Origin of the sequence: uncultured Erythrobacter sp., from assembly GCF_947499705.1 — a bacterium.
In the GTDB taxonomy this organism is placed as follows: Bacteria; Pseudomonadota; Alphaproteobacteria; order Sphingomonadales; family Sphingomonadaceae; genus Erythrobacter.
Window position 1 is genome coordinate 2,356,335 of the sequence record NZ_CANMPJ010000001.1, and the last position, 19,480, is coordinate 2,375,814.

11 protein-coding genes are annotated in these 19,480 nt (G+C 57.6%); 1 reads left to right on the forward strand and 10 read right to left on the reverse strand.

Annotated elements, in window-relative coordinates:
• Window positions 1–18 precede the first annotated feature (18 nt).
• On the reverse strand, window positions 19–855 hold the full coding sequence (gene kduI, locus Q0837_RS11075; protein ID WP_298468886.1) for a 5-dehydro-4-deoxy-D-glucuronate isomerase: 837 nt from the start codon (window positions 853–855) through the stop codon (window positions 19–21).
• Window positions 856–958: 103 nt separating this feature from the next.
• Here kduI and Q0837_RS11080 point away from each other — a divergent pair, with 103 nt between their 5' ends.
• On the forward strand, window positions 959–1,273 hold the full coding sequence (locus Q0837_RS11080; RefSeq protein WP_298468888.1) for an L-rhamnose mutarotase: 315 nt from the start codon (window positions 959–961) through the stop codon (window positions 1,271–1,273).
• A gap of 17 nt (window positions 1,274–1,290) precedes the next feature.
• On the opposite strand, the gene Q0837_RS11085 is transcribed toward Q0837_RS11080, so the two are convergent.
• The 9 genes from Q0837_RS11085 to Q0837_RS11125 all read right to left on the reverse strand — a co-directional run bounded on the left by Q0837_RS11085 (window position 1,291) and on the right by Q0837_RS11125 (window position 19,460).
• On the reverse strand, window positions 1,291–2,661 hold the full coding sequence (locus tag Q0837_RS11085) for a family 43 glycosylhydrolase (RefSeq protein WP_298468889.1): 1,371 nt from the start codon (window positions 2,659–2,661) through the stop codon (window positions 1,291–1,293).
• Window positions 2,662–2,690: 29 nt separating this feature from the next.
• Window positions 2,691–4,148 (reverse strand): BNR-4 repeat-containing protein, encoded by a 1,458-nt coding sequence (locus Q0837_RS11090; RefSeq protein WP_298468890.1) that lies wholly within the window; start codon window positions 4,146–4,148, stop codon window positions 2,691–2,693.
• Window positions 4,148–6,604, reverse strand: a complete 2,457-nt coding sequence (locus Q0837_RS11095) for a DUF5060 domain-containing protein (protein WP_298468892.1) — start codon at window positions 6,602–6,604, stop codon at window positions 4,148–4,150. Before Q0837_RS11095 ends, Q0837_RS11090 begins: the two co-directional genes overlap by 1 nt.
• A gap of 1 nt (window position 6,605) precedes the next feature.
• A complete protein-coding gene (locus tag Q0837_RS11100) occupies window positions 6,606–9,800 on the reverse strand; it encodes a glycosyl hydrolase (RefSeq protein ID WP_298468895.1) in 3,195 nt (1,064 codons plus the stop codon).
• A gap of 1 nt (window position 9,801) precedes the next feature.
• Window positions 9,802–11,172: a BNR repeat-containing protein gene (locus Q0837_RS11105; protein ID WP_298468898.1), complete on the reverse strand. Its 1,371-nt coding sequence runs from the start codon at window positions 11,170–11,172 to the stop codon at window positions 9,802–9,804.
• Window positions 11,173–11,260: 88 nt separating this feature from the next.
• A complete protein-coding gene (locus tag Q0837_RS11110) occupies window positions 11,261–14,656 on the reverse strand; it encodes a TonB-dependent receptor (protein ID WP_298468900.1) in 3,396 nt (1,131 codons plus the stop codon).
• Between the two features lie 178 nt (window positions 14,657–14,834).
• A complete protein-coding gene (locus Q0837_RS11115) occupies window positions 14,835–16,013 on the reverse strand; it encodes a glycoside hydrolase family 88 protein (protein WP_298468903.1) in 1,179 nt (392 codons plus the stop codon).
• 27 nt (window positions 16,014–16,040) lie between these two features.
• Window positions 16,041–17,333, reverse strand: coding sequence for a TIM barrel protein (locus tag Q0837_RS11120; RefSeq protein WP_298468905.1), 1,293 nt, complete (start codon window positions 17,331–17,333; stop codon window positions 16,041–16,043).
• Window positions 17,334–17,354: 21 nt separating this feature from the next.
• Entirely contained in the window at window positions 17,355–19,460 is a 2,106-nt protein-coding gene (locus Q0837_RS11125) for a bifunctional rhamnulose-1-phosphate aldolase/short-chain dehydrogenase (RefSeq protein ID WP_298468908.1), read from the reverse strand.
• Between the last annotated feature and the right edge of the window lie 20 nt (window positions 19,461–19,480).

The window sequence follows — 19,480 nt, forward strand, 5'->3', positions numbered from 1 at the left end:
TCGCCAGTCAATGCTGCCTCAGGCCAATGCGGCCTGGGGCACATGGTCCATATCGTCGAATTCCTGGTTCTCACCGCCCATGGACCAGATGAAGCTGTAGGAACCGCTGCCGACACCGCAATGCATGGACCATGACGGAGACAGCGCGGCCTCTTCATTCGATAGCGGCAACGCCTTCAATTCGTCAGGTCGCCCCATGAAGTGGAACACGCGGGCATCGTCCGCCAGATCGAAATAGAAATAGAATTCCGACCGGCGATCATGCGTGTGCGGCGGGAACGTGTTCCACACGCTGCCCTTGGCAATGCAAGTGAAGCCCATAACCAACTGGCAGCTTTCAACGATGCCGGGGCGTAGGGGCTGAAAGATCGTGCGTTCATTACAGGTCGCCTGCTCGCCCAGATCGATGCGGTTCGCCTGATCCTGTTTCACCAGCTTATGCGGATAGGTGGTGTGCGCCGGATAGCTTACAAGATAGAAACGCGCCGGGTTGGCCGCATCGTCGCTTTCAAATTTCACGGAATGCTCCCCGCGCCCGATGTAAAGGCTATCGAGCCGTTCCATCGCGAAGCGTTCATCGCCCACAGTCACGCTGCCGCTTGCACCGATATTGATCACGCCGACTTCGCGCCGCGCAGTAAAGGCGCCGCCGCCAAGCTCTGCAAAAGAGCTGAATTCCAGCGCCTCGCCAAGCGGGACCGCGCTGCCCACGATGCCGCGATCGATGTCGGACAGGGTCAGTACCAACTCGCCTTCGGTCATCAGGTCTGCGATAACGAAGCTGTCACGCAGCTCTTCATTGCGCATGGTGCGATAACGTTGCTGATCTGCGGCATATTTGCGGTCAAGGTTCACGATTGGCTCCGGCTTTCATGTGAATGATTGGTTCTGAATGAAATTGGATTTTCGTGAGTGCTTATGCATGCTAGGCGCTTCGATGAAAAGAGGGAGACTGCGCATGGCGTCATATGCTTGGGTGCTGGGGATTCGCCCCGGATATGAAGAGGAATACAAGAAACGCCACGACGAGATCTGGCCTGAAATGACGGAGGCCCTCCAGCAGTCGGGTATCCGCAATTACCACATCTTCAAGCACGGGCTGACACTGTTCGGCTATTTTGAAACGGACGATTTCGATGCAACCGCCGCCTTTCTGGCGGACAATCCCGTCAATGCGCGCTGGGCGGAGTATATGGCGCCGATCATGCAGGTCGATATCGACCCGGCGACAAGCTTTCCTTACCTTTTGCCGAAGCAATTCTCGCACGACTAAGGCGCGCGCCAAGCGCCCTATTCAAACCCGATCCGGTCAAGCGCTAGCTCACCCTGCCCTTCGCGCTTCAGCCGAATAATCAGGCTTTCTGAATCGCCAAGCGCGCCCAAGGGGATGCGCCAGCGGTTGGCACCTTCTAACTGATGGCTCGCGATTGGAGCAGAGGCACCTTTCCGGCTGATCGACAGCTTGAAAGGCAATGCCGGAGCCCCCTTCATATCCAGCACAATCGTATCCTTGCCGCCTAGCCCGCCGATGTTCGGAAAGGTGAGCTCTCCGGCAGCGCCATCAAGCACAACATCGAAACCATTGGACGCGTCGGCGCGCTCCCGCTTGGAAAACCCGCTATTGGCGAAGAATTCTTCTGCTTCGATCGGACCCGACGATGCGCGGTATTCGCCAACTCCCGTCAAATCGACGCGAATGGGAGCGATACTGCCATCGCTGCGATAATGGACATAGCTGATGAAGGTATCGCGGAAATAACGATTGCCGCTTTGTGAGATGTCGCAATAGGCAAAGTATGTCTGGCCGTGCCATGTGAAGAACGATCCGTGCCGCCCCTGCTGCGGGCCTGTCGGCCAGGTTGGCTGGGACAGCCCGGTCGGAAAGCTCGCCTCCGTAATCACCGCGCCGCGATAATCGTAAGGTCCGTACAGGTTCTTCGACGTTGCATAGAACGCACCCCACGACAGATAATAGAGATCGCCATGCTTGTGCAGGAACGGCTTGTCGTCGGTTAGCTTGCCATCGAACGGCGTGCCGGTTGTGAAGGTGTAAGGCCCTCTCGCACCGCGAATATCCATCTTGCGTGGTTCCTCTGCCAGCGAGATCATGTCTTCGCCTAGACGCGCAAGATAGTAATCCCATACACCGAAGATGATGAAGCGATCATCGCCTTCCGAATACAGCCCCGGATCATATTCGTGCGTTGGCGTAAGGTCCTCCGTCAGCAGCGGCTTGCCCAGTGCATCGCGCCACGGACCCACCGGGCTGTCTCCAACGACAACCCCTGTCTGCCGATTGGCTTCGGAGAAGAACCAATAATACCTCCCGCCCTTTTCCGCGACATCGGTGGCCCAGGCGGACGTAAAATCAGGCTGAGCGCGCAGGTACGTCTGGTCGGGATGAAGCGTCGATTGAAGCGTCCAATTTACAAGGTCATCGGATGACCAGACCTGCCAGTCTTCCATGACAAAAGTCTCATTGCGCGCCGACTTGTCGTGGGAAGCATACAGATATGCTTTGCCATCGAAGATACGGATATGCGGATCGTTGACGCCCTGATTGGCGATGATCGGATTGCCAGCATTGGCGGGAAAGAATGCGGCTGCTGTCAGCAAGACCGTAGCGCTGAAATTCAGACCGATCTTCTGAAGCCGTTCCATTCTTCAATCTCCCGGATGCCTCGCCACCGTCACTCGAACTCGATATCAAACACCTGCACCGGCGTAGAGACACCGCGGGTTTCCGGCGCGCGGTGCCACAGCATGGTCGCTTGCCCCTCTTCGAGCAGCGAGAGGTCCCATGTTATGTAGCCGCCTTGCGGATCGAACTTGCGCTTCTTGTCGATTTCGATCGGAAGCCTCTTCCATTTGCGGAAATCGTTGCTTCGATTTGCATAGTAGATCTGCCCCTTGTCCCGCCCGACAAAGGCATAAAGCCGGTCGCCAGCCACTGCGAGCGTCGCGTCATTGCCATCAAAATTGGTTTGCTGCTGGCTCCAGCTGCCATCCGGCTTTCCGAGATAATGGAAGTAGTAGGCTTGCTTTGCCCCGCGCTGTGGAAGGTGACGCAGCAGCACATGCATATCTCCCGACACTGGATCGACTGTCGATGTGATCGAGGGATTGCTGGGGCCCAGCCCCTTCGGAATCTCGATCACGGGTCCGCCGATATTGCCGATCGAGATCGCCTCTCCCTTCTCGGTATCGGCGATAACGGTTCCATCGGCGCGTTGCCACGTGCGCCCTTCATCTAGCGATTTGGCATAGAACAGCCCGTGGTTGCAGAATATCTCACTGCGCGAAGAGGTGGTGTAATCGCACGGCCTTTCGCGGAACACCCACGCGGCGTGGAGCGAGCCATCCGAGCCGACCTGCATTCCGTTCGCGAGATAGGGGCCTCGTGTGGTCTTTAGGCCATTGTAGGTGCCATGGCGGTCGGAGACGATGTGAACCTTGCCCCACTGACCCTGCTCCGCATCATACTTCCCCAGCCGCATGTCGCCGCCATAGGAACCGCCCGTGCGGAAATAGACTACCAGATTGCCGCCGGGGAACGCCTTGAATGAAGGATAAGTAACGTTGAGCCGCGTCTTTGGATCGCCGCCAAGATTTTCGGCGTATGTGAAAACGCTGTTGTCCCAAGTCACATTGGCCGGGTTGTCCGCAACACCGGCGGCCGTGGCTGCGTAGTTCATTGTTGGACGATTGTGATGATCGAACGAGATATGGATCACGCCATCACCGCCCGAGATACCAATGGTCTGGCGATTATGGGCATCATCGGACGTGACCTTGTACCCCTCCAGCACCGAATATTCCCAGTCAAATCCGCCCAGTTTCCTCCGCGCAACGGCAACGTAGGATGCCGCCTCTTCCTTAGGCTGACTGCGATCACGCCCTGGGTAGAACACGACATATTGATAGCCATTATAGCTGACCGCTTGCGCGCCCAGAGGCCCTGCAAAACGAGGCTTCCCATCGCGCGAACGCTCCATTCCGTCCGAAGTGTGCGACTTGGCAGTCAGTTGGTCCCAGCCGGTGATAGAAGCGCGCTCAGCGTCCTGTGCACCCTCGGCCAGCAGCGCAGTGCCACTCAACAGCAAACACGATGCTGCCAACGTCGACGTAATTTTGCGCGCTGAGATCATCAATGTCCTCCCCTGTCGTCACGCTTGGGGGCCGCGTCCTTATTGGCCTGTTCCAATTGGTGCGGCGTGTAGGGGCTGAGCGTGAGATAGAAGGCGTCGAACACAAAGCCGTCTTCCCTCATGGAGAATTCAACCCGGTGCGTGCCCGCCGTTGGTACATCCAACCAAAGCCCGCCTTTGACTCCGCAGTGATCTTCGCGTGTGCGCTGGCGGCTGTCCCAATGCCAACGCTGCCTGCCCTCACAATACTGGATACGCGCGCCGCTTTCCGGCCATTCGCCATTGATGCCAGCATGCAAGCCGTTGTCTTCGGAGCCGAGCGAATGCGCGCGCACCCACAGATACCAGCGCCCCGCAGCGGGGAACTCCACATCATAGGAAAGGATCGCCATCTTTCCGGGTGAGCCGCTGAAATTTTCGCCCCGGATCAGTTCGTCATCATGGGTGACACGGGTGTCTGGGACCAGCGCAATATAATCCGCTGCTCCAGTGCGCTCCCACCCGTCGGGGCATTCCGCCTTCCTGCACCAGCTGCGCACGTCGTTGGCGCGCTGAGCCACGAAGTCTTCCGCTTGCACCAGAATGCCCTGATCAATCCGTTCGACCACTGCGATCCATTTGCCGCTGCCGCCTTCCGGTGGTTCACCGATCTTGGTGTTGCGCCGGTGGTTGTCGACCTCGGCGAGCGACCCTGTTTGCAAGCCGCCGCCATTCACCCGGTCAAACCAGCGCACCGAGAAGCGCCCTTCGATTCCGCCAGTCGTCATAATGGTTTCTTCCTCACCCGGAACTATGACAGCGAACTGCCCCGGTTCGGCAAACACGAAATCGTCGCGCGGGCGGGTGAGGTAATCAGCGGCGACCATGCGCACGGCGCGGTCCCCTACATGTTGGCTGAAAAACTCCAACGCCACCCGACCTTCGCGCCAGAGACGCGCGCGGGTTCTGTGATCCTGACAATCGAGATCGCTGCAGCCGGTCTTGTAGCCGTAATATGCCTCCACCCCGTTTGCACCGGCTGTCAGCGCATTCCACAGTCCATCGCGCAGGAACAGTTCCGGATCGAGCTCGACCTCGCGTTTGGCTGGCAGGCGCTCATCGGGATAGTCGGGATCGACCCCGGCCCCGCCATCTGCCCTGCCCGGCTCGTCATAGGCCATGACCAGAGGTTTTCCCGCAAGTTGAGCCTCACGAATCCACTCCGTCACATCGGGTCGCAAATCGGAAATATCATCCTCGCGGCCCTGAAGACTCAGGCCGTTCAGCGCCGAGTCCGGACCCAGGAAAGCGCGGTAACGCTGCTTTTGATCCGGATAGGAATGCAGCACGAGCGGGTGATCATACGGATCAAGGGCTGCCAGATAGGAAGCCATGTGGCGAACATCGCCAGGATGCTGAACGTTCTCTTCGCCCAGGTTCCAGGTCAGCGCGAGGAAATGCCCGAACCGCGCGACCATTTCGCGCATGTAAAGCTTGCGCGTGCGGCCCAGTGCTCCGCCATCCATAAAACTGTCATTCTCGGTTTCCTGCAGTTTGAAATGCAGGTGCAGCCCGCGGCTGTCGGCATAGCTCAGAGCGCGCTGCCATTGGTCGAGCTTTGAGACATCGAAGCGGTCCTGAACCAGCCCTTCGTCCCACTGCGCGGCAGGGTCCATCTGCTCATATCGTTCGGCGGGAACAGCGAGCAAATGCGGGAAGACATTGCGATCGTCACCGCCTGCATTCCAAAGCAGCATGGACACCGAATTGGCTCCGGCATCTGCAAGATAATCGAACATTCCGAGCAGTCCGGCGCCCGACTTCTTCTCGCCCCACAAGACGCGTGAGCCTTCCTCACGCAAGTCCGAAGCATGGGCCTGCCAATTCTTGCGGAAACCCTTGTAATTCTGGGTTGCGTCAAAGCCTTCGTAGGCGAGCATGTTTTCCGGCGCGTCAGGTCCGAACTTGAAAAAGACGCTGCCGTCGCCTGCGAAGCGATAATAGGTTTCGCCCGTATATTGCAGAAGCCCCCTTGCCCGGATCGGATCGGCCGATTGCCCCGAAACCGAGAAACTTCCCGTGGCACCATGTCCATTGAGATGTTTGCCGGGAGACGGTGCCACGGCCATATCTGGTCCTGTACGAAAATCGACTTTCCAACTGTAGTCGCCTTCATCCGGAGGCACGAAATGCGCGCGCCAGACATTGCCTCCAGTGCATCCAGTATCCGCAGCATCGCCGCAGCCGGCAAAGTAGCCCGGAATAACCCAGGTCTCGCCCTCATGCGTAAGCGTCCATTCGAGGCGAACATCCGCGAACGGATTACGGTCGCCGCGCTCGTCGAGTTCAGGGCCTGCGACGGTTAGCGTAACCAGCTCAAATCGAGCGCCCGCTTCGGAGACCTCTTGCGCCGCCGCATAGCTTGCAAAGGTAATCGCGAGCAGGCCGCAAAGCAGCGATAGAATGCGATGAAGCATATCAGTTTTCCTGAGTTGTGACGGTCACCGGCCCGATCAGACCGGAAGCGATCAGAGGATCGTCCGGTTTCTGGAAGTAATGCGTCGCAAAGGTGCGCCTTGGCCCGGGCGGAGGTGGCTGGTTGGAACTGTACCATTCGACCATGTTCCGCTTGGGCAGGTTTTCTTCGGGCCGGTATCCGATATTGTCCTCCGGCACATATCCGCTGGTGTCTGGCAGGGCAGCGTCGGCGATCAGACGGTTGACCCACAAATTGGCGACTTCGATTTCCACGGTGTTGCGTCCTGCGCGAACCGCCGATGAAATGTCGATCGCGTAGGGTGCAGTCCAAACGGTGCCGATTTCCTGGTTGTTCACACGTACGGTCGCGACCGTTTCCACCTGACCGAGATCAAGCGCGAAGCCGGATGATCCTTCCAAGGCACCAGCAGTCACCTCGAACGAACTCCGATACGTCGCCTTGCCTGAGAAGTGAGAAATCTCCGGATCCTGGCTGTTGCTCCAATCGAACAAGGTCGTGCCAGTCAGGTCTTTCGCAGAGCCATAGGCACGATCGAAAGTGATCGACCAGCCATCGTCCAGATTGGCGAGCGTTTGGACCTCTTCCGATAGTTCTTGCCCGCGCGGCTGAAACGAAAGCCTCTCGTCGAATACCAGAAATCGCGACTCATAAGGGGCCAGGCCAAGATCGATATTCGTGCAGCCCCCGTCATCGACCGACCCGGTCAGTGCGCGGGCTCCTCCGGAAACGGGATGCCATTCTTCGCCGGACTTTCCGTCAACTCTGAAACAGAGATCAAAGTCTTTGCGCACATCGGAATCGTTGAAGACGAAGAATATGTCGGTTGAGCCGGACTGTCTGTGCGTGAACGAAGGCAGCTGGCCGCTGGATGAAACGCGCGGTTTTAGTCCCGCCGCCAGAAATACCTCGTCGGCCGCTTCACCACGATGACCGAAGGCAACGGCCACACCAGCCCGCTTCGCCTCTTCCAGACGCGCTGCTTCAGCCCCTGAGGGTGCGTGGCTATGAGGCCACCAGATCATGGAATATTTCGCGCCATTTTCGAGCACCAGTGCACCGCCTTCAAACCGGCTGCGGTTCAGCAATGTGGGTGTATCGACACAATCAAACTCTACCCCTGCGGGCAGATGCTTGCCAGCTTCTACCTTTTGCGGGCAGATAACCGGGCTGTTGGAACCGATCGCCATCGCAACATCGGCCACCGCCATGCCTTGCCTGAGCATGTGCTGGCCCCGCGCCATGTAGCCGAACCATGCCTTTCCGCCTTCGTCCCACCATGGCTGAGTGCGGTCGAAGTGAGAGCCCCAGCGGTTCATCGTCATGCCGGGAGCGACATGGGTGTTGGCCTGATGCGCGAACCGGTGGAACAGGAACTGGTTGACCCCGGCGACCCATGCGCGGTCACCCCATTTCTTCCCGAAGGCGGGATGGAAAAACCAGTTATCGTCCCACACAGCTGTGAACGCCTCTGCGGCGACCACCGGTTTACCATAGATGCGCGCGGCTGAGACGGCTCCGTTGAGGTTGGACAGATCGTCCCGGCGAACCCAGAATTCACCGGCGGGAACGGAGGCAACCGACGCAACACTCAGTTCGTCAAATGGCCCCAGTCCGTAGGGCTGGATCAGGCTTTCCAGCCCTTCATCGGCCATCAGTCGGGCGAATTCGCCGTAATAGTTTTCATTGATCAACTGCGCATTGAAGCGGCGAATTTTGGCAAACATGTCTGTGGTCGCCGACCCGCTGGAGACAAACCGACCGGCGTAAATGGGCAACCATTCTTTCAAGTCGATGCCATGCGCCTGCTGAAACTGGCGGTCGTAACCGGCCGTCCAGTTCTGACCGCCGACCTCATAGCTGTCTATCATTACACCTGCGGTGGCCGTGGGGGCGACTGCCCTCGCCCGCTTGATCACCGGCGCAATGAAAGCGTCGTAATGCACGCCAAACGCGGCTGCATCGAACTTGTCGACCTCAAGCCCGTTGCCTTCAGGCGAAGGGTTCACATTGCGCGCGCCTGTGGATGTGTATCCGAAACGCATGACCGTCCATTGTCCGGCCGGCAAAGTGGCCCGTAACCGCCCGTCCGAGTCCACCTGCCGCGTCAGGTCCAGGATCGTATCAGAGTTCACAACATCGCCGACGGGGGGCGTTGCCTGCACCGGCAATTCGTCACCCGGAACGTAGCCCATCCCGCTATGGCCGGAAGCATTGGCGACCTTCGCGAGTTGGGAAAGTGCAATTTCCCCGATCAGCGCACTGTTGTCGAAAGTGACCCTGAAATGGCGCGCTTCCACCGGTGCGAAAGTCGCGTCCACTTCCCATTCGACGCGCAAAAGACGCGTTTTCTTGAACTCGCGGACGGTCCGGAAATTCTTCCCGTCATCAGAAACCTGGAGCGCGATCTTGATGTCGCGCTCACCGATGTTCCCGACCGAAAGACTGCGGATAGGCACGGCGCGGTCATAGCTGAATTGGACCCAGCCCGGTTCTTCTGCCGGTGCAGTAAGGTATCCTTGCGTGAAACGCTCACCATCGGTCACCAGATCAAGGTCGAGCTGCGGATCCGATGTGGAGACCGCTGGCCTGTTCGTTCTGTCGGCGATCTCTCCGGTCAACGAGGGATAAGCGATGACAGCGATGTCGCGATAGAAGCCCTCGGCAGTGCCGGGCTTTTCGAGTTGGAGCGATATCGTCCCGCCATCCACAGCCGCTTCGCTCCATACGAGCCGCTTCATCGACTTCTCCGGCGTCACCCACGGGCCAGCCGTGGAAGACCATCCATCCGCATTGTGGAACGAGAATTTGAGGCCAAGTCGCTCACATTCCGCTGCAACGTGCTCGATCAGTTCGAGATGCTCAGGGGAATTGAACTTCACCGGGCCATAAGAAATGCCCTGGGTGACGTGGAACAGCACGATTCCGCCAATCCCAACCCGCTCAATCGCCTCGAGATCTTTCGTGATCCCTTCGCGGGTCATGTTCCCGCTCATCACATGAAACCAGGTCCATGGCCGGGCTTCGGCAGGCGGTTTTACAAACTCCGCCTTCAGCCTCTCAATATCCGTTTGTGCTGCTGCAGGAGAGCCGTGCGCAAGTAAAAGGAACCCTGCGCAGATGGCCGAGAGGCAAGTGCTCCAAACGCCACGAACCGCGTCAGCCACGCCGATCATCTTAGCGGGGGATCTTGTGCAGTCGCAGCGTTGAAGGCGCAGGAATTTCCCCCCGCGCCTGATCCTGCGCAGGCGGGTTTGCTTCCCAGCTCAGGTAAAAGTCATATGCGCTTTCTGGCGGCGTGCCTTCAGCCTTCCTGACGAACTGGACCAGTTCCGGGTTTTGCTGGAACGTACCAATGACGTCAGGCGTCGATTTGTAGCTGCCAACTTCCAGCGTCCGATTGGTCGCCGGATCGACAACAAACTCGATCTCCTGACCATCACGCTTTGCCCTTACCCTGATCGTGCCGTCATCCGCTATATAGGGATCCTCGGGCACAAGGATTGAGACACTGAGGCTACCCCCACGATCGAGGAATTGCTTGCTGCCGCTCCAGTCGCTGATCTGATGGATCGTCCATCCATCGCCCGATTTGCGAGCGAGCATGATCTGCGTGTCGCCGGTTTCATCGTTCTTGTAATAAGAAATCATCGGGCGGTTATCGACGTCAAATCCGATTTTCTTCTGGCCGTTCAGCATGCCGCCAAACGCCGGGACAGGATCCACAATCTCGCCAGTTGAGCGGATCAGTGGCAGCGTGACCGGATTGCCGTTGGAATCTTCCCAATTTTCCAGATCGGGACTGCGCACGTAAGACAGGTTGTTGTTGGTCGCAGCAGACGGCGTTTCGCGCCAGACCCAGACGATATGGAACATGCCGTCGGGACCAAGCACGGGACCGGTATAATACGCGCCCCGCTCGTCCTCACCGTCGAAAAACTGGCCATCATGCATCAATGACCATGTCTTCGTATCGGTGTCATAGCGGTGGTAGTAGTACCGGCCATTACCACTCCCGCCCAAGCGGTAGATCGCAATCAGGCGGCCGTCACGGTCATGCATGAACCGGGGATAGGTCACATTCGTGTCCCGCTCCGGATCGATCATGAAATCGACTTGTTTGAGCGAACGGACATTCCACGGCTGGGTTGAGCGGAAGTAAACCAGCGGATCGTTGTGCATGTTGCCCATCACATGGATGTAGCCGTCCTCATCCACATCGACCGTCACGTAATTGTGGCTGTCCCAGCCGACGAAGCTGGGGACTTTCTGATAGCGCCAAGGAGTGCGTTGGTGTGCGCGGTGGGCGATGCTCATCTGGCGGTTCGCATCGTAATAAGCGATGATCTGATGGTCGCCGCGCTGGATCATCTGCGCGAACACGCGGTGGCCAGACCAGGTAAAATCAATGGCTTCCACTTCGCTGGCGAGGTTGAGCTGCTCATCAGCAAGCTTCTCGCTCGGCTGGGCCAAGGCAGGCTGGCTCGCACCAAATGAAAACAGCGCGACCAGCAGCGTAGCTCTTATTGACTTCTCCAATCCGCGCATTCTTCGTTTCTTCCCTATCGATAAAAGGGAGTGGGCCGACAGTCAGCCTCATGCTGACCGCCGGCCCACAGGGAGGCTCGTGAATTCATTAGAACCTGAAGGTTGTCGAAAGCGAGTATGTCCGGCCATCATATTCATAGAGACGGAACAGTTCTTCGACACCGAGATATTCGAGGCGTGAGCTCTGGGTGATGTTGAAGACCTCGAAGCGAACCTCGAGCCCGCGTGCAGGCTTGATCGCGCCGCTGAAGTCCAACTGGCCGCGCGGTGCGATGATAGTCGAACCGCCGATGAAGGAACTTCCGCCCTGACGCTGGATTTCTGACTGGTGGTTGTAGGCCAGGCGGGCCTGCAGGAAATCGTCTTCGTAATAGCCGATGATATTGTAGGTATCCTCGGCCACGTTGAAGAGCTGAACATCATTGTCGCCGCCTGAACGCACACGCGTGTAGTTGAGGACCGTGCCGGTGTTCTTCAGAAGACCGGGCAGGAAATCGAACTGCTGCTGAATCTGCGCTTCAAAACCTGTCACGTTGATCGTGTCCGGGTTGTTGACCGTGCGCGAAACACGAATGCGTTGCGGATCGCCAAGGTCGTTGGTGAAGATACAGCTGCCTGCAAACGATGCTTCAATATCATTCGCCGAGTTCACATCGGCAAAGCGGATATCGTTGAAGGCACGGTCACCGACAGTCAGGTTTTCACCTTCCGGGCAGAAATTGCGCTGACGCGAAATGTCGCCGATCAGTGATTTGCGGAAGAAGCCAAGCGAAATGACGTTGCCTGGCCCGTTGTACCAGCTCAAACCGATATCAAATGCTTTTGACCGGCGCGGCTCAACTTCAAGCGTTGAGATGTTGACCGATGTACGCGGAATTGGATTGCCATCAGCACCGAGGATACGATCTGCAGGATCGAAATCGTCGTCGTCCGGATCGACCGCATTTTCCACGATCAGCGTCGGCGTCGGAGTGAACTCGGCAAGATCGAGCGCCTCAAACGTTTCATAATACGCCGCGCGGAGCACCAGGTCCGGTGTGATTTCATAAATGAGATTTACCGATGGAAGGAACCGCTCGAAGCTGTTGCTGCCCTGACCAAAGACCAGCGCATCGTTGTCGCTCGGATCCTTGAACTCCAGCGCCGGCCCACCGTTGGCAGCGCGGATTGCGTTGAGATTGTCGTAGAATTGCAGGAATGTCGGGTTTGTTTGTCCGACCAGATCGGTCTTGACGTAACGCACCCCGATGCTGCCTCGCAGCTGCGCATCGGATACTCTGCTCAGGTCAAACTTCGCCATCCCGTAAAGTTCGACAGTCTCACGCGAAGACGTGAAGTTGTTATCGACTATGGTCGATCGCGTAAGCTGCGGCCGGGTGAGATACGTGTTTCCGCCCGGCGCCCTGATCAATGGCAGAGCAGCGAGGATTTCCTCTGCGGTAACAGTAGCAGCACTCTCTGTCGTCAGCTGCGGGAAGTAGTTGCGAATATTTCCTGCACTCGGCGTAAACTGCAGGTCCGGCCTCGGCGACTGACTCGCAGAACCGAGCAGGGACTCCAAAACAGGAATGTCGAGTGAAAGAAAACTGTCCAGCTCGACGCCAGGAACATCGCCGCCGAGATAAGCCCCGCCCTCGGCCACGCCATCGTTAGGCACAAGGATGCTTGGGTCGAACGCGGTCGCATAATCGAGACCAAGTCCACCAAACTCCGAGCGGAAACGATCAGAAGTTTCGTCAGTGTAGAAACCACCAACCTGAATCTCGGTGATGAAGCTGTTTTCGAATTTGCGCGCAACATCGATATCAATCGATTTCAGGTCCCGCTTAACGCCTTCAGTAAAGCCGAGCGCCAGGATCGAGGTTGGCTGATTAAAGCCATTTTGGTTCGGTCCCGGCGGGAGGAAGCCTGCAAAATCGTCACGCGCGCCGATACCTGCACCCGTTTCAATTCTGGCATTACCCCGCGTCTGGTCTAGTTCAAGAAGCCGAGGATCGATGATGTTGTCGACGAATATCCCGCCCAGATCGCCAAGCCCCTGATCAAGGATGAGGATCGAGTTGTTGCCGCGATCATCGATGCCATCAAGGTTGGAATCCAGGTTACGGGTCGAAGCACCACCGCCGCGGTTACGGACACGCAGGCTGTATTGATTCAGCGACGAGGTCCCCAATGCTTCCGAATATGTACCGGTAACATCGACGCGCCAATCGTCGTTTTCAAAGTTGAACTGCGGATAGATCGCCCATGCCTCATCAACGGCAGGGAAGCTGCGGTTTTCGACGGCTGACTGGGAATCGCTGATCAAAACGCGCGGCACGATGAAGACGTTCTCTTCAGTGCCGTTCTCGTCGAAGTCGACCACTCCGACATTCACCGGATCGGAAAGCGGCGAAATCAGCGAATTGAAGTTATTCGTCGCCTCGTAGATCGAGATATCCTGGTTCGATTCACTCAGATCGCGGCGGGTGTAAAGGCCATCGAGACGGAAGGTCAGGTCGTCCGAAATCTCATAAGCAAGTCCAGCGCTTGTCGAAAAACGCTCGCCCCGGTTGTTCTGCACAAACTGACGGATGACACGCGGGAAAATGACGGCGTTATCAAGACCATTATCCCCAACTGCCGCGATATCGAATGCGGCATTGGGCGTTGCTGACAGCGCCTCCAGCCCATCTCCAACCCCGCTGACTGCAGTACCATTTGCGAACGCCGCGACTTGGGCATCAGTGAACTCGCGATAGTTGTTCAGCCGGAGCGAGTCGCGGCGGAAGCTCTGTTCAGAATAGGCAATATTTGCATACACACCGAACCGGCCAAAACGCTGCGCACCGGAGAAAAAGAACTTCGGCAGGAAATCGCCGGTCGTCTCTTCATAGTCCACTTCACCGCGAACGACGAAGCCTTCCCGGCGTGCCAGAGCACTGTTCAGGCGCAGATCGACCTGCGCGGCAAGGCCGCCAGCCGGAGTGTCCGCTGTGAACGACTTCAGGACATTCGCGCCGTTGAAGATCGAGCTTTCAAAGATTCCGAATGGGTTGCCTGTATTGTTCCCGCGAGTGGTGGACGCGATCGACTGGTTCATGATCGTGGTTTTCGTAAACCTGCCCGGCAGGCCGCGTACCGAAATGGTGGCGTCGCGGCGCGCGCCTTCACGGTTGATCTGAACACCCGGGATACGCGCAAGGGCCTCGCCAAGGTTGAGGTCGGGAGTGGAACCGATATCGTCCGAAGAGATACCATCCAGAATGACATCTGCTTTCCGGCGGATGTTCAACGCATCTTCAAGACTCGCCCGGATACCCTCAACGATAATGACGGCGTCGTCATCGCCGGATTCTACTGTCGCCACCTCTTCTTGCGCATCGTCAGCTGCTGCATCTTGAGCGGCCGCGACAGAAGGCATGCAAAGCGCAGCTGCAGCCACACCCAACTTCAGGCTCAAATCGAACGCGTTGCGCGCCCCATCGGTGCGGATGAATCCCATTTATACTCCCCCTCAATCAATCTTTGTTTTTTTACATATGATCGATTGAATTCGAGCATGTCAATGCTCTAACATGACGCATAGTGACTTTTTTTGATCATTTTTGGCAATATGATGCAAGAAGGCGTCGATTTCCTGCCGACAGGTTGTCAAAAAACCAGTCAGCGCGTTGGCTTGATCAGTCTTGCTCGAGTCGGAGAATCTGGCCCGCTGCCAGCAAGAAGGCTCCTGTGCCATAAAGCTGGTGGTCATCTGGCTGTACACCCTCCGGTCGATCGCCGACCTGCTGGACATATCCAAGCCGCCCTTCACTATCGATATTTTCTGTGAGCGCTGTCCATCCGGCATCCACTGCCGACGCATACTGTTCGCCTTCCAGCAAACCTTCATTCAGTCCCCAGGCAAGACCATAGACAAAGAAGCCGGTCCCGCTGGTTTCTGGAGGCGTCGCGCTGGATGCGAGAAGTGACGCGCGCCACATCCCGTTTGGCGCCTGAATAGCGATCAGCCGGTCCGACATTTTGCGAAACAGGGAAACGTAATAGTCTCTGCGTGCATCATCCTGCGACATGGTGCGCAGGATGTTCACCAATCCGCCATAGACCCAGCCATTACCGCGGCTCCAGAACAGTTTTTCGCCGTCATTCCCGCGCCGATCAAAGAAACGGCTGTCGCGGTAATAAAGGCTCACGTCAGGATCGAAGAGCAGCTCCGTCGCGACCTGGAATTCTGCGTGCGCATAATCGGCGTAAGCCTCATCGCCAAACGTCTCGTGCGCGTCCCACCAGGTGGCGGGAGCCATGAACAGGGCATCGGACCAGCACCAACGCTTGGAACAGCCGGGATCGCCCTTCTTGTCGGGATGGAGCATCTGCGTGTTGGGCTTTTCCGCGAGAATGGCATCCAGCGTTTGGCGGGTCGGGCCCAGGTCTGCGCTAGCAACACCGGCGCGGGCCAGCCGCATATACACCTGACCGACAAGGTGATCGTCTGCATGATAAAGCCGGTTACCCAGCCGCCATTCTTCGCGCTGCGCGATGGCTGCCAGAGCATTCACATAGCGCTCTTGGCCGGTCTGTTCTGCGTAATCCGCCAGCCCCAGGAAGAAGGTTCCCTTCACCCAGCCACGCGGGTTCGGCGTTTCGCGGGAGATAAAGCGAATATAGGTGTCGAGATTATCGAGGTTGGCCAGCTGCCAGTCAGCAACCTGATTGGCCACCAGCTTGATTTCGGCCTGCCCGCTTGACTGCGCCGATGCGGACTGAACACCAGACTGGCCTGAAGGCGAGTAAGTGCAGCCTGCGGTCAACGCAGCGATTGGCAACAGGCTAGCTGCGAGTGAGCGCATGACAGTCATCGGAATGCTCCTAATTTTAGCGGGATCTCAAACGATGCCAGCGCCCAGGCCAACGGCTTTGCGCTCCTGGGCCTTGCGATCACGGTATTGGCTGGCCCGGTACACACCAAGCCAGTCAATCGCGCCGCCAAGCTCGTCACGAGCCTGCGCCAGGATCGGCGTAACATCGGTTTCGTAGGCCGTGCGCAAAGTTCGAAACGCCAGCATGACATCATTGTCGTTCTGGGCTGCGTGCAATGCCTCGCGATCAACCATTGCTGCCCGCGCGTAGCATCCGGCAATAGTCTCTGCCGATGACAACATGCTTTCGATCGGGTCAGTCACATTGTGCGATTGGTCGATCATGTATGACGGATCAAAACCATCGCGCGGATTCTGCTCGGCCTCGATCAATTCGTTGAAAACCAGAAACAGCTGATGCGGATTAATGCTCCCGCTATCAAGATCGTCATCACCATATTTGCTGTCGTTGAAATGGAATCCGCCCAGTTTACCAGCGTGATGCAGGCGCGCGACGATCTGTTCGATATTCACATTGGGCGCATGGTGGCCAAGATCGACCAGGCATTTGCACTTCTCGCCCAGCGCCTGCGCCGCCATCAGCGAACTGCCCCAATCCGAAATGACGCTGGAATAGAAAGCGGGCTCGAACATCTTGTGTTCCAGCATCATTTTCCAGTCTCCCGGAAGCGCGGCATAAACCTGCGATGCGGCCTCGATGTAGCGGTCAAAGCTCCGGCCAAGGTCCTGCTGACCAGGGAAATTCGTTCCGTCGCCGACCCAAACGGTCAACCGGCTCGATCCGATCTTCTGGCCGATCTCAATGCATTCAATGTTGTGATCGATTGCCTGCTGCCGGGTATCGGCAATTGTGGACGATAATGACCCGGTGGCATAGGTTTGCGCCTGTCCGGGTTGATCCTGAAACGTATTGGAATTCACCGCATCGAAAACGAGGTTGTAAGCCGCCGCTTCGTCTTTCAGCGCGGCAAAATCATCAACGCAGTCCCACGGAAAGTGCGGACTGACAGCTGGTGTTGATTGACCCAGCTGATGGATTACCGCGCAGTCTTCCAGCTTCTCGTGAATGTTCGTCGGCTCGCCGGCGATCGGGAATTTCGCGAATCTGGTGCCACCGCGCCCAGCCCCCCAGCTCGGCACGGCGACCCCAAAACCTTTGACCTTGTCCTTAATCGCATCGACGGCGATCCCGCGTCGTTCAAGCTTTCGCCCGAGCGCCGCATAATCTTCTGCCACGGCATCACGCGCATTCGCGTTGTGCTCGGCAATCAAATCGGCCGAGATAGGCAATTGTGTCATCTGTCCCCTCCGATTTCGATGCTAGCGCGTAAATGCCTGGGCGTTGCCCGCATCGACATTGATCATGTTGCCGGTGGACTTTGCCGATGCTTCGCTGGCCAGCCAATAGGCAGCTTCTGCGATATCCTGAGGCAAGACAGACCGTTTCAGCATCGAACGCTGGCGATAATGCTCTTCAAGCTCATCGCCTGAATCGATCCCATGTGCTCCGGCGCGTTCTTGCCGCCAGTCGCCGTCCCAGATCCGGCTGCCTTTGATAACAGCATCGGGATTTACGACATTCACGCGGATGCCGTCATCGGCACCTTCGAGAGCAAGGCACCGCGCAAGATGGTTAGCCGCAGCCTTGGCACTGGCATAGGCGCTGGCGTTCTTCGCTGCAGCCACAGCATTCTTCGATCCGACAAACACCACGCTCGAACCGCCTTGAGCTGCCATTCCCTGAAGCAGCGGCCAGGCATACTTGGCCGTGAGAAAATACCCCTGCGCCAAGACGTCAAAGTTCTTGTTCCACAGCTCGATTGTCGTTTCACCGATTGGCGCAGATGATGCGATCCCGGCATTGGCGACCAGAACATCCAGTCCGCCGAATTCAAGTGCACAAGCCTCCAAAGCGGCGGCTACTTGCGCTTCATCGGTCACATCACAGGTGACCGAACGCACCACATCCTTGCTGAAGGCTCCGGCAAGATTGGCTTCGATTTCCTTGACTGCTTGCTCGTCCCGATCCGCCAGCATCACACAGGCCCCATCGCGGAGCATGCGCTCAGCCACAGCCGCCCCGATACCGCCCGCGCCGCCGGTTACCAGTGCAACCTTGCCCACCATCTCCTTGGGTGCAGGCATGCGCTGCAGCTTGGCTTCCTCAAGCAGCCAGTATTCGATATCGAATGCCTCCTGCTCATCGAGCGCAATGTAGTCACCAATGGCCTCCGCACCGCGCATCACGTTGATTGCATTGAGATAAAACTCTCCGGCAATACGGGCTGTCGCCTTGTCCTTGGCAAAGGTCATCCGGCCAACACCGGGAACCAATACGACGACCGGATTGGCATCGCGCACGGCAGGGGAATTGTGACGCTTGCACCGCTCGTAATACGCCGAATACATCGCGCGGTAATCCGTGATCGACTGCTCCAGATAGGAGTCATCGTCCAGCTTCGCGGGATCAAGCGTCAATGGAGCGATCTTGGTGCGCAGGAAGTGATCCGGGCACGACGTGCCGAGTTCAGCCAGGCGCTCAAAATCAGCGCTGCCGACGAATTCAAGCGTTGCATCGTCATCCGAATAATGTCCGACTTTGCGGCGATCACCAACCATCAGCGCACGCAGACGCGGCATCAGGCCAGCTGCCAGCTTGTGCCGGTCTTCGTTTGGAGCGACTTTCGCGCCGCCAAACGCCGGTCCATTCGACAGCTTCGTGTTCAGATAATCCGCCGCTTCGGTGATCAATCTGACGGTCTGATCATAGCAATCCTTGGCAGTGTCGGCCCAACAGATGATGCCGTGCCCAGCCAGCATGGCGCCTTTCGCCTGCGGGTTGGCCCGCGCAAAATCTCGAATTTGCACGCCCAGTGTGAAACCGGGACGTTTCCATGGCAGCCAGCCGATTTCATCGCCCCACAATTCCTTTGTCGCCGCTTCGCCGCCGCTTGAAGCTGCAAGCGCGATAATCGCGTCAGGATGCACGTGGTCGATATGCTTGTACGGCAGAAGCGAATGCAGCGGCGTATCAATACTGGCCGCGCGGCCGTTCAGATTGAATGTGCAGTGAGGGAGGAAACCGACCATCTTGTCATCGTCGTCCTCACCTTCGTAGTGTGTCTCCAGGGCGAGCAGTTTTTCCTGATAAAGAGTGGCAAAACCATCCATACCCATCGAACCGATATCGCCGCCCGACCCCTTGACCCAGAGCACCTCAACATCGCCGCCCGTCAGCGGATCGCGCTCGGTCACTTTCGCCGAAGTGTTGCCGCCACCGAAATTGGTCACAGTCAAATCCGCGCCTAGCAAATTCGACCTGTAGAGCAGCAATTCCGCTTCAGACATGGAGGTTGCAGCTTGCTCATCCCAACGGTTGACGGGGATAGCGAACGGAATGGCCACTTCGGCCAGAGACGCGTGCATATTCATGAGAGACTCGCTAC

Excerpts from the sequence above, each read along its gene's own strand:
- Q0837_RS11080 (WP_298468888.1), top strand. The coding sequence starts at position 959 with ATGGCGTCATATGCTTGGGTGCTGGGGATTCGCCCCGGATATGAAGAG.
- Q0837_RS11085 (WP_298468889.1), bottom strand. The coding sequence starts at position 2,661 with ATGGAACGGCTTCAGAAGATCGGTCTGAATTTCAGCGCTACGGTCTTG.
- Q0837_RS11090 (WP_298468890.1), bottom strand. The coding sequence starts at position 4,148 with ATGATCTCAGCGCGCAAAATTACGTCGACGTTGGCAGCATCGTGTTTG.
- Q0837_RS11095 (WP_298468892.1), bottom strand. The coding sequence starts at position 6,604 with ATGCTTCATCGCATTCTATCGCTGCTTTGCGGCCTGCTCGCGATTACC.
- Q0837_RS11100 (WP_298468895.1), bottom strand. The coding sequence starts at position 9,800 with ATGATCGGCGTGGCTGACGCGGTTCGTGGCGTTTGGAGCACTTGCCTC.
- Q0837_RS11105 (WP_298468898.1), bottom strand. The coding sequence starts at position 11,172 with ATGCGCGGATTGGAGAAGTCAATAAGAGCTACGCTGCTGGTCGCGCTG.
- Q0837_RS11110 (WP_298468900.1), bottom strand. The coding sequence starts at position 14,656 with ATGGGATTCATCCGCACCGATGGGGCGCGCAACGCGTTCGATTTGAGC.
- Q0837_RS11115 (WP_298468903.1), bottom strand. The coding sequence starts at position 16,013 with ATGACTGTCATGCGCTCACTCGCAGCTAGCCTGTTGCCAATCGCTGCG.
- Q0837_RS11120 (WP_298468905.1), bottom strand. The coding sequence starts at position 17,333 with ATGACACAATTGCCTATCTCGGCCGATTTGATTGCCGAGCACAACGCG.
- Q0837_RS11125 (WP_298468908.1), bottom strand. The coding sequence starts at position 19,460 with ATGCACGCGTCTCTGGCCGAAGTGGCCATTCCGTTCGCTATCCCCGTC.